The 15,877-nt window shown below is 68.3% G+C and carries 9 protein-coding genes; 3 read left to right on the top strand and 6 right to left on the bottom strand.

Going from position 1 to position 15,877, the window contains the following annotated elements:
* Positions 1–10 precede the first annotated feature (10 nt).
* Positions 11–2,206 carry a murein biosynthesis integral membrane protein MurJ gene (gene murJ / locus OF819_RS12590; protein ID WP_267243557.1) on the bottom strand — a complete coding sequence of 732 codons (2,196 nt, stop codon included), beginning with the start codon at positions 2,204–2,206 and terminating at the stop codon, positions 11–13.
* A gap of 45 nt (positions 2,207–2,251) precedes the next feature.
* On the bottom strand, positions 2,252–4,633 hold the full coding sequence (locus OF819_RS12585; protein WP_267243556.1) for a DUF6049 family protein: 2,382 nt from the start codon (positions 4,631–4,633) through the stop codon (positions 2,252–2,254).
* A 185-nt stretch (positions 4,634–4,818) separates the two neighbouring features.
* On the opposite strand from OF819_RS12585, the gene OF819_RS12580 reads away from it, so the two are divergent.
* Positions 4,819–6,291 (top strand): CCA tRNA nucleotidyltransferase, encoded by a 1,473-nt coding sequence (locus OF819_RS12580; RefSeq protein WP_267243555.1) that lies wholly within the window; start codon positions 4,819–4,821, stop codon positions 6,289–6,291.
* A 425-nt stretch (positions 6,292–6,716) separates the two neighbouring features.
* Here OF819_RS12580 and OF819_RS12575 read toward each other — a convergent pair whose 3' ends face one another.
* From OF819_RS12575 to OF819_RS12565, 3 genes are all read right to left on the bottom strand, one after another.
* Positions 6,717–7,985: an MFS transporter gene (locus OF819_RS12575; RefSeq protein WP_267243554.1), complete on the bottom strand. Its 1,269-nt coding sequence runs from the start codon at positions 7,983–7,985 to the stop codon at positions 6,717–6,719.
* Between the two features lie 103 nt (positions 7,986–8,088).
* Complete coding sequence (locus tag OF819_RS12570) at positions 8,089–9,171, bottom strand: inositol-3-phosphate synthase (RefSeq protein WP_267243553.1); 1,083 nt, start codon at positions 9,169–9,171, stop codon at positions 8,089–8,091.
* Positions 9,172–9,231: 60 nt separating this feature from the next.
* On the bottom strand, positions 9,232–9,942 hold the full coding sequence (locus OF819_RS12565; RefSeq protein ID WP_267243552.1) for a PadR family transcriptional regulator: 711 nt from the start codon (positions 9,940–9,942) through the stop codon (positions 9,232–9,234).
* A gap of 382 nt (positions 9,943–10,324) precedes the next feature.
* Here OF819_RS12565 and OF819_RS12560 point away from each other — a divergent pair, with 382 nt between their 5' ends.
* Together OF819_RS12560 and OF819_RS12555 are read left to right on the top strand one after the other, a co-directional pair.
* Entirely contained in the window at positions 10,325–13,117 is a 2,793-nt protein-coding gene (locus OF819_RS12560; RefSeq protein ID WP_267243551.1) for a transglycosylase domain-containing protein, read from the top strand.
* Positions 13,118–13,230: 113 nt separating this feature from the next.
* Positions 13,231–14,736 (top strand): glycosyltransferase family 87 protein, encoded by a 1,506-nt coding sequence (locus OF819_RS12555; protein WP_267243550.1) that lies wholly within the window; start codon positions 13,231–13,233, stop codon positions 14,734–14,736.
* Positions 14,737–14,806: 70 nt separating this feature from the next.
* On the opposite strand, the gene OF819_RS12550 is transcribed toward OF819_RS12555, so the two are convergent.
* Positions 14,807–15,838 carry an alanine racemase gene (locus OF819_RS12550; protein ID WP_267243549.1) on the bottom strand — a complete coding sequence of 344 codons (1,032 nt, stop codon included), beginning with the start codon at positions 15,836–15,838 and terminating at the stop codon, positions 14,807–14,809.
* Positions 15,839–15,877: the final 39 nt, after the last annotated feature.

Below are 15,877 nucleotides of genomic sequence, written 5' to 3'. Positions count from 1 at the left end.
CGGGACGGTCTCAGCGGCCGAGACGGCCCCGCACCATTCCGACCATGGCGTTGAGCTCTTCGATCCGCATCCGCTTCGCCGCCGCGAAGAAGACGCCCAGCAGCACAACGGCCCCGCCGGCCAGCGCGGCCAGTGAGCCGGCGGCCCCGCTGCCCAGGGCCCTGGTGACGGCGAAGGCGACCCCGCCCGCGGCGATCGCGGCTGGCACGGACGCCATGGCCAGCCGGGCGTAGGTGCGCATCACATGAGCGCCGTCCAGATCCCCGCCGAGCCGCCGCTTCAGGCGTCGCCAGGCGATGCCTACGCCCACGGCGTAGGCGAGGCCATAGGAGGCGGCCATCCCCACGACCGCCCAGCGGGCGGGCAGCAGTACAAAGCACACACCGGAGGCGGCGGCGTTGACCGCCGCGACGATGACCGTGTTGTAGAAGGGCGTGCGGGTGTCCTCGTAGGCGTAGAAGCCGCGGAGGACGACGTACTGCACGGAATACGGGATCAGTCCGAGGCCGAAGGCCATCAGGGTGTATCCGATGTTGCGTGCGCCGTCCGCGCCGGAGCCGGCGTACAGCAGTGTCGCCATCGGAACGCCGAGGGCGAAAAAGGCGAAGGCGCACGGCACGATGGCCACGGCCGAGGTGCGCAGACCGTAGGAGATGTCGTCGCGGACCGCGGCCGGGTCTCCGTCGTGTGCGGAGCGCGAGATCCTGGGGAGGACCGCGGTCATCACGGAGACGGTGATGATCGCCTGCGGCATCTGCCACAGCAGCAGGGCGTAGTTGTAGGCCGTGATGCCCGTTCCGGTGAAGCCCTCGCCCTCGGCGACGGAACCGGCCCAGGTGGCCAGCTGGGTGACGACGATCATCCCGAGCTGATTGGCGAGCACGAAGAAGAAGGTCCACTTGGCGAGGCCGACGGCCTTGCCGAGGCCATGGCCCTTCCAGTCGAAGCGCAGCCGCATGCTGAAGCCGGCCTCGCGCAGATACGGGACCATGGCCAGCGCCTGGACGGTCAGTCCGAGCAGCGTGCCGATGCCCAGCAGCCGCACGCCCTCCGGGGTGATGGTGGAGGCGTCGACGCCCGATTCGGTGAAGCTGCCGAAGGCCCAGATGAACGCGCCGAAGGTGGCGATGATGACGATGTTGTTCAGGACCGGCGTCCACATCATCGCGCCGAAGTGGCCACGGGCGTTGAGGATCTGACCGAGCACCACATGCACGCCCATGAAGAACATCGTGGGCAGGCAGTAGCGGGCGAAGGTGACCGTGACCTCCATCCGCTGGGGGTCGGAGGCGATCTCCGCCGACATCATCCGGATGAACAGCGGCGCCGCCAGCACGCACAGCGTGGTGACGCCCGCCAGGAGGACCACTACGAGCGTCAGCAGCCGGTTGGCATACGCCTCGCCTCCGTCGTCGTCGTTCTTCATCGCCCGGACGAGCTGGGGGATGAAGACGGCGTTGAGCGCGCCGCCGCCGACGAGGACGTAGATCATCGTCGGCAGCGTGTTGGCGACCTGGTAGGAGTCGTTGAGCGTGCCGACGCCGATGGCCGCCGCCATCACGAGGGTGCGCAGAAAGCCGGTGAGGCGGGAGACGATTGTGCCGGCTGCCATGACCGCGCTCGACTTGAGCAGCCCGGCGGCCTTGCCGCCGGGCTTCTTCGGCGGGGCGGGCGCGGGTGCGGGCGTCGGCTCCGGCTCTGGCTCAGCGGCGGGAGCGGCCGGCTGCCCCGATGTCCGCTGGTCGCGGAAGAGGTGCGCGAAGGCGTCGGGCTCCTGCCTCTCCTCACCGGCCTGTGTCACCAGATCGTCCACACCGGTGAACTGGGTGGTCCTGGCGTCGTCGCCGTACGGAAGGTGCCGGGACGGCCCTGCGGGCTCCGGCGGCGGAGTCTGCGCCCAGATCCTGGGGTCGGGTGCGTGCGGAGGCGCGGGCGGCTGGTGATAGAGCGGCTGGGGGTCCGGATAGCTGCCCGGGGGCGGAGGCGGATGAGCGGCCCGGTCGTAGAGCGCCTCGTCGACGGGATCCTGGGCAGGCAGCCCCTGCGCCTGGTAGGGGTCCTCGGCGTATGCGTCCTGGACATACGGATCCTGCGCGTAGGGATTCTGCGCATGGGGGTCGGATGAGGGCTGGGGCGGAGGTGGGCCCTGGCCTGCGGGGTCTCCGCCCGCGCCCTGACCGCGGTCACCGTCATACGGCGCGTTCATTGCTACCCCACCTCATCGTCCCCGGCCGGCCGGCCACGACATCGCTCAACGGTCCACTTTCTCACCCGCGCCCGACGGGTCACCGCTTTCGGCCCCGGTGTCCGGCGTCGGGTCACCCGGCTGCCCGGGATCGGACCCGTCTTCGCCGTCCGGCCCGCCTGCCGGAACGGCCCTGGCGCTCTGTGAACGCCGGGCTTCCGCCGCCTCGCCGGGGTCGTCCGCCTCCGCCGCGGACTCGAGCGCGGCGGCCCGCTTGCGCTGGGTGTACATCCTGACGCCGGCCAGAACGAGCAGCAGCACACCGCCGGCGATGACCAGCATCACCGTCGGGGTGATCTCGGAGACCTTCACGGTGAAGGTCATGGGCAGCCCGTACGGCTTTCCGTCCGCGGTGTAGAGCTGTGCCGTCATCTGCACCGGGCCGTTGGCGTTGGCGTTGGCGTCGAACTTCACCGATTGGCTGTGACCGCCGTCCACCATGATCGGCTGCTCGGCGATCGGCTTGTCGTCGTCCAGATTGAGCCGGGTGGCGCTCTCGGACCTCAGCCGCAGCACCAGATGATCGACACCCTGGAGCAGCTTGTTCTGCACGGTGACCGGGATCGTCGCACTGCGCCCCGACAGGGTCACATCGGATTTCTCGATCAGCCGCACTTCTTCGGTGAGCCCCACCAGATTGTCGCTCACCGCCGTGCGGTAGCTCAGCGCGGCAGCTCCCTGCCCGCGCCAGGACGTGGACATCTCCCGGTCGATGGCCCTGCCGAACGGAGTGACCACACGATGGGGTGCGGTGAGGATGACCTTGAAGTTGTCGAGGACGGTCTGCGTGGCCCTGATGTCCTGGAACGCCTTGACCGGCAGCTCCTGCTTCCGCAGTTCCGAGGGGTACTGGGAGGAGCCGGGCACCGTGGTGTTGGCGTCGGTGTCGGGCTTGGCCGCGGCGGCCGCCGTCAGGTCCTGCGGCTGCGTCCAGCGACGGCCGTCGAGCGCGTGCAGGGCGCGCGCCATCGACTGAGCCTGTGCCGTGGAGGGCGTCCGCTGGGGGGCGACGACGATGCTCCGCTGGTCCTCCGGCCTCTCCAGGCTTACGGCCAGGGACTGGGCGACGAACTTCTGGACGGCGAGTGCCGAGCTGTCGGCGCGGACCATATCGCCCTCGAAAGCGGTGGACAGCCCGGCGTCGGTCACTACCGCGGTCGTGCCGCCGCCGATCGGGCGGGCGGCCGTGGGCGTGTAGTCGAGGCTGTCCCGGAGGCTGTCACTGCGTGCGATCACCTTGTGTGCCCCGCCGGAGGTGGCGATGTCGACGATCGAGGAGTCGATGGCTCCGTTCACCGGCCAGGCGAAGTCGACCGACGGCTTCACATGGAGGATCGTCTCGACCGTGGTCTCGGCGACCTCGGTGGCCGGCTGGAGATGGCTGAGGGATCCCGAGACGTTCTTGCCCCGGTGCGCCAGGGACGCCAGATCAGGGTCGGCGAAGGGCAGCGCGATGACCTTGCTGTCCTGTACCGCGGCTTCCAGCGCTGTCAGCCAGCGCTTGGCGATCGCCTGATGCTGCCCCTTGACGGTCGAGTCACCGGACTTGACCTCGTAGTTCCTGGTCATCGCGTCGACGGTGGCGAGCAGGTCCGGGTCGATCACCCAGGTGACCGGCAGATCGTCACCAAGCGTGACCAGCTGTTCCAGCCGCCCGCCGGGAGCGAGCTCGGCGGCCAGCGATTCATCCGCGAAGACGGGCGTCTGCTGTTCGTCCGAACCCGTCTCGGACGTGAGATGCGTCGATGAGATCAGCGGCCAGAGATAAGTGAGCTGGGTCTTCTTCTCCATGGCTCCGGGCTGCCAGGGAAGGAAGGTCCGCTCGATGCCGAGGACCTGTTCATAGCGCGTGTTGGCCGTCTTGCCCGACAGGGAGACCCCGAGCTGATAGACGCCGTCGTCGCCCAGATCCAGTTCGTCCGCCGGGACCGAAAGCGTGAAGTCCCGGCTGATGCCCGAGTCCAGCTCGGAGATCTTGAGCGTGTACTTGTCGCCGACCGGCGAGCCATCGAGCCCTGGCGCATAGGCCGTGCGCTCGGAGACGCGGTCGATGGAGCTTCTGCTGGTCAGCCGCTGGCCCACCCGGAGGTCGAGCTCGGCGTCCGTGATCGTCTGCTTGCCCTTGTTGACCAGTGTCCCCGAGATGGTGATCGTGTCATCCTTCTCCGGAGCGATCGGCGTCACGGTGTTCAATGACACATCGACCGTGCGTGAGCCCGTTGCGTTCTCGGCGGTGATCTTCCGCTCGGCGGCGTGGACCGTGGAAGCGGCGGGGCCGCAGAGCAGACCGGCCAGCAGGGGAGCGCCGAGGAGGAGCGAGGCCATACGCCGCAGCCGCGGGCGGGCAGGAGAGGTGTTCATCCCCTGGAAGTCTGCAGCCTCGGCCACGCGCTCGCCCGTCTCTCGTCGTCTGCTGCCGCTGGTGGGTGTCGTCGGTCTTGTGCGTCCACGCATGGTAACGAGGCGCGCTGTGCCGAAGTGCTGCGGTACAGCTCACATGATCGGAGGAAGTGTCCCAGGGCCACGGTAAACGGGGACGCCGGGGTCGGCCCGGGCACGTACCCTTTCCTGTTGTGCCGAACGCCTATGAAGACATCTCCACTGCCCTGAGCCAGGCGCAACACCGAGCGGTGAGCGAACTGCTGCGTGTCTCCCCTGTCGCCGATGAGCTCGCGCGCCGATTTCAGAAGGCCGGGTTCAGCCTTGCCCTGGTCGGGGGATCGGTCAGGGACGCCCTGCTCGGCCGGCTCGGCAACGATCTCGACTTCACCACGGATGCCCGCCCCGAGGACGTACTGAAGATCATCCGCCCGTGGGCGGATTCCGTATGGGAGGTCGGGATCGCGTTTGGCACGGTCGGCTCCCAGAAGGACGCGCGCGTTGGTGACGACGTACAGCGTTTCCAGATCGAAGTGACCACCTACCGGTCGGAGGCGTACGACAGAACGTCGCGCAAGCCGGAGGTCTCCTATGGCGACTCGATCGAGGAGGATCTGGTCCGCCGGGATTTCACCGTCAATGCGATGGCCGTGGCACTCCCGGAGAAGGAGTTCATCGACCCGCACGGCGGGCTGAGGGATCTTGCCGAGCGCGTGCTGCGTACGCCCGGCACCCCGGAGGAGTCGTTCTCCGACGATCCGCTGCGCATGATGCGGGCCGCCCGGTTTGCCGCACAGCTTGACTTCGAGGTCGCGCCGGAGGTCATCGCCGCCATGAAGGCGATGGCGAGCCGTATTGAGATCGTCTCGGCCGAGCGGGTGCGGGACGAGCTGAACAAGTTGGTCCTCTCCGCTCACCCCCGCAAGGGCCTCGCCCTGCTGGTCGACACCGGGCTCGCCGATCATGTGCTGCCCGAGCTGCCTGCGCTGCGTCTGGAGGGGGATGAGCACCACCGTCACAAGGATGTCTACGAGCACTCTCTGACCGTTCTGGACCAGGCCATCGCGCTGGAGGAGGACGGTCCGGACCTGGTGCTGAGGCTGGCGGCGCTGCTGCATGACATCGGCAAGCCGCGTACCCGGCGTTTTGAGACGGACGGCCGTGTCTCCTTCCACCACCACGAAGTGGTGGGCGCGAAGATGACCAAGAAGCGGCTGACCGCGCTGAAGTACTCCAATGAACTGGTGAAGGACGTCTCTCGGCTGGTCGAGCTGCATCTGCGGTTCCATGGATATGGAACCGGGGAGTGGACCGATTCCGCTGTGCGCCGGTATGTGCGTGATGCCGGTCCGCAGCTGTCCCGGCTGCATAAGCTGACCCGCTCCGACTGCACCACCCGCAACAAGCGGAAGGCCGCCGCGCTCTCCCGTGCCTATGCCGGACTTGAGGAGCGCATTGCCCAGCTGAAGGAGCAGGAGGAGCTGGATGCGATCCGGCCCGACCTGAACGGCAACCAGATCCAGGAGATCCTGGGCATCCGCCCCGGTCCTCTGGTGGGCAAGGCGTATGCCCATCTGCTGGAGCTGCGGCTGGAGCACGGGCCCATGGAGCACGACGCTGCGGTTGCCGCCCTGAAGGAATGGTGGGCGGCCCAGGACGGGGTTTAAGACGGGGCGGGCGTAAGCCAGGGGAGCGCGATGGGCCCGCCATGTTTCACGTGAAACATGGAGACGAGCATCGAAGGCAGAGCATCGAGGGGCGATGTTTCACGTGAAACATCGCCCCTCGGGCTACACAGCCGTCGCTTCGGCTACTTTTCGATCTTGTTGAGGCAGAGGACGAACTCCGTGCCGGAGCTCCGCCGGCCTCCGGACGGCGGAGGCGGAGGAGGCGGGGCGGCACCCCACTGCTGCTGCGGATGAGGCTGTGCGGGCTGCTGCGGTTACCCCTGCCCCGGCTGCTGGGGCGGGTAGGGCTGCTGCTGTGGATAGCCATAGCCAGGCTGCTGCTGTGGGGGCTGCTGGGTGTAGGGGCCCGGCTGCCCAAAGGCATTGCCCCCGATGCATGCGATCGCTTGTTTGACGCGCGCACGCTATAGCATCGAGCCAAGTCTCCTCCATCGGACCAGGGTTAGGGCGACCGCCCCATAGAGGGACGCCACCATGAGCACGAGAGGTGCGGACCGTCCGTCGGCGGGGAGCATCAGGGCGGCGACCCCGGCGGCGCCGACGAATGCGACGTTGAACAGCATGTCGTAGAGCGAGAAGACGCGACCGCGGTAGGCGTCGTCCACGGATGTCTGCACCACCGTGTCGGTGGTGATCTTCACTGCTTGGGTGATGAGTCCCAGGACGAAGGCGGCGACCAGCATCGGCCCGGGCGCGAAGGGCAGACCGAGAGTGGGCTCCAGTACGGCGGCGGCGGCCGCGCAGGTCACCATCCAGCCGTAAGGGCCCATCCGCCCCACCGCCCAGGGGGTGAGGGCCGCCGCGGCGAAGAAGCCCGCGCCCGAGACGGCGACGACCACGCCGAGCAGGGCCAGTCCCTTGTCCTCGTCCTCGTACCACGCGTGCCGGCTGAGCATCAGGACCATCACCGTCAGCGCCCCGTAGCAGAAGCGCATCGCCGTCATGACGGTCAGTACGCGGGCTGCGTTCCGCCGCTCCGCCAGATGCCGCAGTCCCTCCCACAGACCGCGCACGGTGGAGGCGATGGCGGCGGTCAGCCTCGGCTGCACCAACCTCTCGTCAGGTCCAAGGAGTTCGCGTGACATGCGCAGGGAGGCGAGCCCCGCGCACAGATACAGACCGGCGCCGAGCAGCACGACGACCGCGTCGGAGTCCGACGCGACAAGCCGCACCAGAAAGGCCAGTCCGCCGCCCGCGGTCGCGGCCAGGGTGCCGGCCGTCGGGGACAGGGAGTTGGCCATGACGAGCAGCTCACGGTCCACGACGCGGGGCAGCGAGGCGGCCAGTCCGGCCAGCACGAACCGATTGACGGCGGTGACCGACAGGGCCGAGGCGTAGAACAGCCAGTCGGGCACCGCGGCCAGGATCAGCAGGGCGGTGCCGACGGCGAGGACGGCGCGCAGCAGATTGCCGTACAGAAAGACCTGACGGCGCTGCCAGCGGTCGAGCAGAACGCCGGCGAACGGCCCGATCAGGGAGTACGGCAGCAGCAGCACCGCCATGGCGGAGGCGACCTCGGCCGGGGAAGTCTGCCGTTCCGGAGAGAAGACCACATAGGTGGCGAGCGCGACCTGGTAGACGCCGTCGGCCGCTTGGGAGAGCAGCCGAACGGCCAGGAGCCGCCGGAAGTTGGTCAGACGCAGCAGCACGCGCAGATCACGCACGACAGGCATGCGAGCAAGCGTCACATATGAGGAGGGTCCCCGGGCGGATTGCCCGGGGACCCTCCTAAGGAACAGCCGCCTTCGGCCGCGGACGGCCTGGCTGCCGCTGGACTCAGCGCTCGACCTCGCCCTTGATGAACTTCTCGACGCTCTCGCGGGCCTCGTCGTCGAAGTACTGAACCGGCGGGGACTTCATGAAGTAGGAGGAGGCCGAGAGGATCGGGCCGCCGATGCCGCGGTCCTTTGCGATCTTCGCGGCGCGCAGCGCGTCGATGATGACGCCCGCGGAGTTCGGGGAGTCCCACACCTCGAGCTTGTACTCCAGGTTCAGCGGGACGTCGCCGAAGGCGCGGCCTTCGAGGCGCACATACGCCCACTTGCGGTCGTCCAGCCAGGCGACATAGTCCGACGGGCCGATGTGGACGTTCTTCTCGCCCAGCTCCCGGTCGGGGATCTGCGAGGTGACGGCCTGCGTCTTGGAGATCTTCTTGGACTCCAGGCGCTCACGCTCGAGCATGTTCTTGAAGTCCATGTTGCCGCCGACGTTGAGCTGCATCGTGCGGTCCAGGACGACGCCCCGGTCCTCGAACAGCTTGGCCATCACACGGTGGGTGATGGTGGCGCCGACCTGGGACTTGATGTCGTCGCCGACGATCGGGACACCGGCCTCGGTGAACTTGTCCGCCCACTCCTTGGTGCCCGCGATGAAGACCGGGAGGGCGTTGACGAACGCGACCCCGGCGTCGATGGCGCACTGGGCGTAGAACTTGGCGGCTTCCTCGGAGCCGACGGGCAGGTAGCAGACGAGGACGTCGACCTGCTTGTCCTTGAGCGTCTTGACGACGTCGACCGGCGCCTCGGGCGACTCCTCGATGGTCTGGAGGTAGTACTTGCCCAGGCCGTCGAGGGTGTGGCCGCGCTGCACCGTCACGCCCGTGGCGGGCACGTCGCAGATCTTGATGGTGTTGTTCTCGCTGGCGCCGATGGCGTCCGCGAGGTCGAGGCCGACCTTCTTGGCGTCCACGTCGAAGGCCGCGACGAACTCGACGTCCCGCACGTGGTAGTCGCCGAACTGGACGTGCATCAGCCCCGGCACCTTGCTGGCCGGGTCGGCGTCCTTGTAGTACTCGACGCCCTGCACCAGCGAGGCGGCGCAGTTGCCCACGCCGACGATGGCTACGCGAACCGAACCCATTTCCGGTTGCTCCCTGTTTGATCTCGGTATTCCGGATGAGACCCTGCGGACCGCAGAGGCTCACGTGGTGGTGTCGTCGGACGGATCCGGCGGGGCAGCGCCCCCGGAGGCTGTGCCTCCGGAGGTCTCTCCGCGCCGGGGCAGGCCGCCCGTCTCTCCAGATGTGCTGTCCTGCTGAGCAGAGCCGTCGGGGGAGGCTCGACGCTGATCCCGCCCCGCCCGCTCGCTCTCGATGAGCTCGTTCAGCCAGCGCACCTCGCGCTCCACGGACTCCATGCCGTGTCGCTGCAGCTCAAGCGTGTAGTCGTCGAGGCGCTCGCGGGTACGCGCCAGAGAAGCGCGCATCTTCTCCAGACGCTCCTCCAGCCGGCTGCGGCGGCCTTCGAGCACCCGCATGCGCACCTCGCGCTCCGTCTGCCCGAAGAAGGCGAAACGAGCCGCGAAGTGCTCGTCCTCCCAGGCGTCGGGTCCGGTGTGTGAGAGGAGCTCCTCGAAGTGCTCTTTTCCCTCCGCCGTCAGCCGATAGACGATCTTGGCGCGCCGCCCGGCCAGCGATGCGGCGAGGGCGTCCTCCGGAGCGCTGCCCGGTTCCTCGATCAACCAGCCGTTGGCGACCAGCGTCTTGAGGCACGGGTAGAGGGTCCCGTAGCTGAACGCACGGAAGATCCCCAGCGAGGTGTTGAGCCGTTTGCGCAGCTCATACCCGTGCATCGGGGCTTCGCGGAGCAGACCGAGCACGGCGAACTCGAGGATCCCGGAGCGTCTGCTCACCATCGCCTCCTCGCCGCCGCACCCGTCCCGCCGGGCCCTCAAGCGGGACGATGTGTTGTCCTGATGTATCGAGTCGATACATCTGCACGATAGAACGGTGTGCCTGCTGCGACAAGTGGGGCAGTGGTGAACGGCGTCACATCGTCAATTCATCGGAAGCAACTTGCCTGATATGGGGTGAACTTCAGGACTAGGTGGGTTTTGGCCGTGCGTAGTCTGTGCGGCATGCAGACCACCGGGAACCAAGTGACGCCGCACCGCGTCCTCGCCGTGGGTGCAGGGCGGATGAGCGTGTTCCACAGCTCGTCCGTATCCAAGTCGGGGGGACCGGAACTCAACTGCCGTTTCCAGGCGTCTCGCCTGCCCGAGGAGTAGTCGTTCGATGAGCGAGCACCGTCGCAAACCGCCGCAGTCACAGGGCGGCGGACGTGCCGGGGCCAGACGCGCCGCCCAGCAGTCCGGCCGCCGCGCAGCCCCGCCCCGGGGCGCCGCCTCGGCTTCCCCTTCCGCCTCCCCTGGCTCATATGGCGAGGAGCGGCCCTATATGGGCCGGGCCGAGGCCAGAAGGGCGGCGCAGCGCTCCGGCGGGCGCCGTCGTATGGACGAGGGCGCGGGCCATGGCGGCCGTGGGGCCGGCGGCGGTCGGCGCGGAGGCGGCGGCAGCGGCCATGAGGGCCACGGCCGCGGCGGCCGGCCCGGCAAACGGCGGCTGATCGACTATCCGCGCCACGGCAAGTACGGCTGGCGGCGCTGGGTGCCGTCCTGGAAGCTGTTCACCGGGCTGTGTCTGGGCTTCTTCGGCAGTCTGATGGGGGCGGCGACGATCGCGTACGCCATGGTCGTCGTACCCAACCCGGCGGATGCGGCGACCGCCCAGAACAATGTCTACTACTGGTCGGACGGCACCCAGATGGCCGCCACCGGCGGTGAGGTCAACCGTCAGATCGTCAATATCGACGAGATTCCGATGGAGATGCAGAACGCCGTCATCTCCGCGGAGAACAAGACTTTCTGGACCGACAAGGGCATCGACCCGATGGGCATCGGGCGGGCTGTGTTCAACATGGCCAGGGGGCAGCAGACCCAGGGCGGCTCCACCATCACCCAGCAGTATGTGAAGAATGCCCGGCTCAACGACCAGTCGCAGACCCTCAGCCGTAAGTTCGAGGAGCTGTTCGTCTCGATAAAGGTGAACAACGAGATGAAGAAGCCCCAGATCATGGAGGGCTATCTCAACACCTCGTACTTCGGCCGCGGCGCGTACGGCATCCAGGCCGCGGCGCGCACGTACTACAACAAGGACGCCACGGACCTGAACGCGAGCGAGTGCGCCGTCCTCGCCGCGCTGCTGAAGGGCGCGACGTACTACGACCCGGCGGGCAACGCCGAGATCGACCCCAGGGCCGACGCCAAGTCCAACCTGGAGCGGGTGACCAAGCGCTGGAAGTGGATCCTGGACGAGATGGTCAAGGACGGCCACCTCGACGCCGCGGAGCGGGCGAAGTACACCGAGTTCCCGATGCCCGCGAAGCCGCGCAAGAGCGCCCAGCTCAGCGGGCAGATCGGCTATCTGGTGAACCTCGCCAAGGCGTACTTCATCAACAACAACGACCGGGGCATCACGGCCGATGCGCTGGGCACGGGCGGCTACGAGATCCACACCACCTTCGACAAGAACAAGGTCAAGCAGCTCGAGAAGGCAGTCAAGGAGCTCCGGGAGCGGAAGATCGACCCCGAGAAGCGCCCGAAGACGGATACGCATGTGCAGTTCGGCGGCGCGTCCGTGGACACCGAGACCGGAGCGATCGTCGCCATCTACGGCGGTGAGGACGCCACCACGCACTTCACCAACAACGCCGACCAGACCGGCGCCCAGGTCGGTTCGACCTTCAAGCCGTTCGTGCTGGCCGCGGCGATGCGGGACGGCGTTCGCGATCCACAGGGACCGCCGGCGCAGGGTCCGGACTCGCGACGGCTCGTCGACCCCGACAAGAGCCGCTACAACGGCAAGAACAAGCTCAAGATCAAGAACTATGACGGGAGCGTCTGGCAGAACGAGGAAGGCAAGGAGTGGCTGCAGGTCAACGACGGCCATCGGGACTATGACAACATCAGTCTGCGCGAGGCCATGATCCACTCCGCCAACTCGCCGTTTGTCCAGCTCGGCATGGACATCGGCATCGACAAGGTGAGGGAGGCGGCGATCGACGCCGGGCTCCTGGAGTCCAGCCTCTCCAAGTCAAATGTGCCCTCCTTCTCGCTCGGCATCTCGGAGCCCAGCGCGATCCGCATGGCCAGCTCCTACGCCACCTTCGCGAGCAACGGCGAGCAGCGTGAGCCGTACTCCGTCGCCAAGGTCATGCACAAGGGCAAGACCGTCTTCGAGCACGCGGGCACGTCCAAGCGGGCCTTCTCCACCGCCGTGGCCAGCAATGTCACCGATGTGCTGCGGTCCGTCGTCGAGGACCCGGACGGCACCGGACGGAACGCCGCCATCAAGGGCCGTCAGGTGGCTGGAAAGACCGGCACCACCGACGGCAACCGCTCCGCCTGGTTTGTCGGCTACACCCCGCAGTTGTCGACCGCGATCGACATGTACCGCCTCGACGACGATGAGACGAACAAGAACCGCAAGTTCGAGGAGATGTACGGCACCGGCGGCGAGCAGAAGATCCATGGTTCGTCCTTCCCGTCGCAGATCTGGCACGCGTATATGACCGAGGCCGTCAAGGGAATGCCGGTCAAGCAGTTCCCCGAGCCGGAGTCGATCGACGGGGAGGCCGTCTGGGGCGGCGGCGCGGTCAGTCCGAAGCCGACCCCGCCGGCGGAGCCGTCCGAGACCCCCTCCGAGACTCCTTCGGAGACGCCGTCCGAGACCCCGTCCGGCTCGACCAGCCCGGACCCGACCGAGTCCTGCAACCCGTGGGAGGACTGGCGCTGCCAGCCCGACGACGGCGAGACCGGCGGCGACGGCGGCGGCGACGGCGGCGGTGACAACGGCGGTCCCGGCAATCCCGCAGGAGGCGGCAGCAGCGGCGGCCTGGTCAGCGGGGGCGGCGGCAACGGAGGCGGCGGCAGCGGCGAACCGAGCGGCACCACGTCCAGTTCGCCCGGCGCCGACGAGGGCGCCACCGACGGAGGCTTCTTCGGCGGAGGCTCCGCAGGGGACGAGTAGCCGCCGCCGGCGCCTGGCCGACGAAGGGCCGCCGTGCCCGGACGCACAGCCCTGTGCGCCCGGGCACGGCGGCCCTCGCCGTATCCCCTGATTCGTACGGCAGGATGTGCAGCATGCCCAGCGCGGAGAGAACGAGCCCGACGACCAAGGACCGGCCCGAGGTGCGCCCCACCCGGCGGGACGAGATCGCCGCGGCCGGCAGCGAGCTGATCGGCGGCCCTGCGGGCCGCTGGGCCAGGCGCGGCGGCAACGGCCGGCTGACCCCCGTGCGCGTCGTCGCGCTGGTCGCCATCGGGATGTTCGCCCTCGGGATGGTGCAGAAGCTGCCCTGTTACAACTGGGCGTGGTTCCGGGGTGCCAGCTCCCAGTACACACACGCCTGCTATTCGGACATTCCGCACCTTTACCTCGGCCGTGGATTCTCCGACGGGCTCATCCCGTACTTCGACCGACTGCCCGGCGATATGGAGTATCTCGAGTACCCCGTGCTGACCGGCCTGTTTATGCAGGTCGCGTCCTGGATCAACGATGCGGCGTCCTGGCTGGGCATTCCGGGCGGCGATCTGAAGAGCCAGGAGCAGATGTACTGGATGATCAACGCGGGCATGCTGATGGCCTGTGCCGCGGTCATCGCCGTGTGCGTCGCCCGCACACACCGCCGCCGCCCCTGGGACGCACTGCTGGTGGCTCTGGCGCCCGCCTTCGCGCTCACCGCGACCATCAACTGGGATCTGCTGGCCGTCGCCCTCACCGCCGCGGCGCTGCTGATGTGGTCGCGCGGCCGCGCGCTTGCCTTTGGCGTCCTCATCGGCCTGGCCACCGCTGCCAAGCTCTATCCGGCGCTGCTGCTGGGACCGCTGCTGCTGCTGTGCTGGCGCGCCGGGAAGTGGCGGGAGTTCGCCACCGCGTTCCTGGGAGCCGCCGGAGCGTGGCTGGCGGTGAATCTGCCGGTGATGGCCCTGGCGCCGGACGGCTGGAAGAAGTTCTACACCTTCAGTCAGGAGCGTCAGATCGACTTCGGCTCCTTCTGGCTGATCATCACCCAGCGCACGGGCAGGGGCATCGAGGTCGAGTCGGTCAACGCCTACGCCATGGTGCTGATGCTGCTGGCCTGCGGGGGCATCGCGGCGCTGGCCCTGACCGCGCCGCGCCGGCCGCGTCTCGCCCAGCTCGCCTTCCTTGTGGTGGCCGCGTTCATCCTCACCAACAAGGTCTACTCACCGCAGTACGTGCTGTGGCTGATCCCGCTCGCCGCGCTGGCCCGACCGCGCTGGCGGGACTTCCTGGTGTGGCAGGCCTGCGAGGTCGTGTACTTCCTGGGCATCTGGATGTACCTCGCCTATACGACGAGCGAGAAGCACCAGGGACTGCCGCCCGAGGGCTACCAGATCGCGATCGCCCTGCATCTGCTGGGCACCCTGTATCTGTGCGCCGTGGTGGTACGGGACATTCTCAAGCCGGAACGGGACGGCGTGCGCAGGGACGGGTCGGACGACCCCTCGGGCGGGGTGCTCGACGGCGCGGAGGATGTCTTCGTCCTGGGCAGAGCCGCGGAACGCGATCCGCGCCAGGCGCCTCACACGGCGGACGGCGTCCGGGTGGAGTGGGGGACGCGCTAAGCGTCCCCCACTCCCCGGTGGACCAGCGGTCGGGTCAGCGGTGGGGTCAGTGGTGGGGTCAGTGGTGGGGTCAGTGGTCCACGAGCCGGTCGAACTGCGTCGTCGTATGCCGCAGATGCGCCACCAGCTCGTCGCCGACCTTGGGCTCCGGCGCATCCGACGGCACGAAGAGGATCGACACCTGCATATGCGGCGGCTCGGCGAACCAGCGCTGCTTGCCCGCCCACACGAACGGCGACAGATTGCGGTTCACCGTCGCCAGACCGGCCCTCGCCACGCCCTTCGCGCGCGGCATCACGCCGTGCAGCGCCTTCGGCGCCTCCAGGCCGACGCCATGGGAGGTGCCCCCCGCCACCACGACGAGCCAGCCGTCCGACGCCGCCTTCTGCTGCCGGTAGCCGAAGCGGTCGCCCTTGGCCACACGGGTCACATCGAGCACCGAGCCCCGGTACTCGGTCGCGTCATGGTCGCCGAGCCAGAGCCGGGTGCCGATGCGCGCACGGAAGCGGGTCTGCGGGAACTGCTGATGCAGCCGCTGCTGCTCCTCGGCCTTGAGATGGCTGACGAACATGGTGTGCAGCGGCAGCCGGGCGGCCCGCAGCCGGTCCATCCAGGTGATGACCTCCTCGACCGCGTCCGAGCCGTCCGTGCGGTCGAGCGGCAGATGCAGCGCGAAGCCTTCCAGCCGTACGTCCTCGATGGCCGACTGGAGCTGTCCGAGGTCCTGCTCGGTGACGCCGTGGCGCTTCATGGTGCTCATGCACTCGATGACGACACGCGCCCCCACCAGGGCGTGCACACCGTCGACGGAGGAGACCGAGCGCACCACGCGGTCCGGCAGCGGAACCGGTTCTTCGCCGCGCCGGAAGGGGGTCAGCACCAGCAGATCCCCACTGAACCAGTCCTTGATCCGCGCCGCCTCGTAGGTGGTGCCCACGGCGAGCAGGTTGGCCCCGAAGCGCGTCGTCTCCTCGGCGAGCCGCTCATGGCCGAAGCCATAGCCATTGCCCTTGCACACGGGGACCAGCCCGGGGAACTGGTCGATCACGGACTTCTGGTGCGCCCGCCAGCGCGCGGTGTCGACGTAGAGGGAGAGCGCCATGCGGTCCGGTACCTCTCTGATGTGTCGGGAATGTTCAGA

This window comes from Streptomyces sp. PR69 (genome assembly GCF_026420845.1).
Lineage (GTDB): Bacteria > Actinomycetota > Actinomycetes > Streptomycetales > Streptomycetaceae > Streptomyces.
The sequence above is the reverse complement of the archived record's forward strand: the minus strand, read 5'-3'. Positions and strand labels throughout refer to the sequence as shown.

Bases quoted from the DNA above. Each gene is read 5' to 3' on its own strand.
- OF819_RS12550 (WP_267243549.1), bottom strand. From the start codon at position 15,838: ATGGCGCTCTCCCTCTACGTCGACACCGCGCGCTGGCGGGCGCACCAG.
- OF819_RS12560 (WP_267243551.1), top strand. From the start codon at position 10,325: ATGAGCGAGCACCGTCGCAAACCGCCGCAGTCACAGGGCGGCGGACGT.
- OF819_RS12575 (WP_267243554.1), bottom strand. From the start codon at position 7,985: ATGCCTGTCGTGCGTGATCTGCGCGTGCTGCTGCGTCTGACCAACTTC.
- OF819_RS12555 (WP_267243550.1), top strand. From the start codon at position 13,231: ATGCCCAGCGCGGAGAGAACGAGCCCGACGACCAAGGACCGGCCCGAG.
- OF819_RS12570 (WP_267243553.1), bottom strand. From the start codon at position 9,171: ATGGGTTCGGTTCGCGTAGCCATCGTCGGCGTGGGCAACTGCGCCGCC.
- murJ (WP_267243557.1), bottom strand. From the start codon at position 2,206: ATGAACGCGCCGTATGACGGTGACCGCGGTCAGGGCGCGGGCGGAGAC.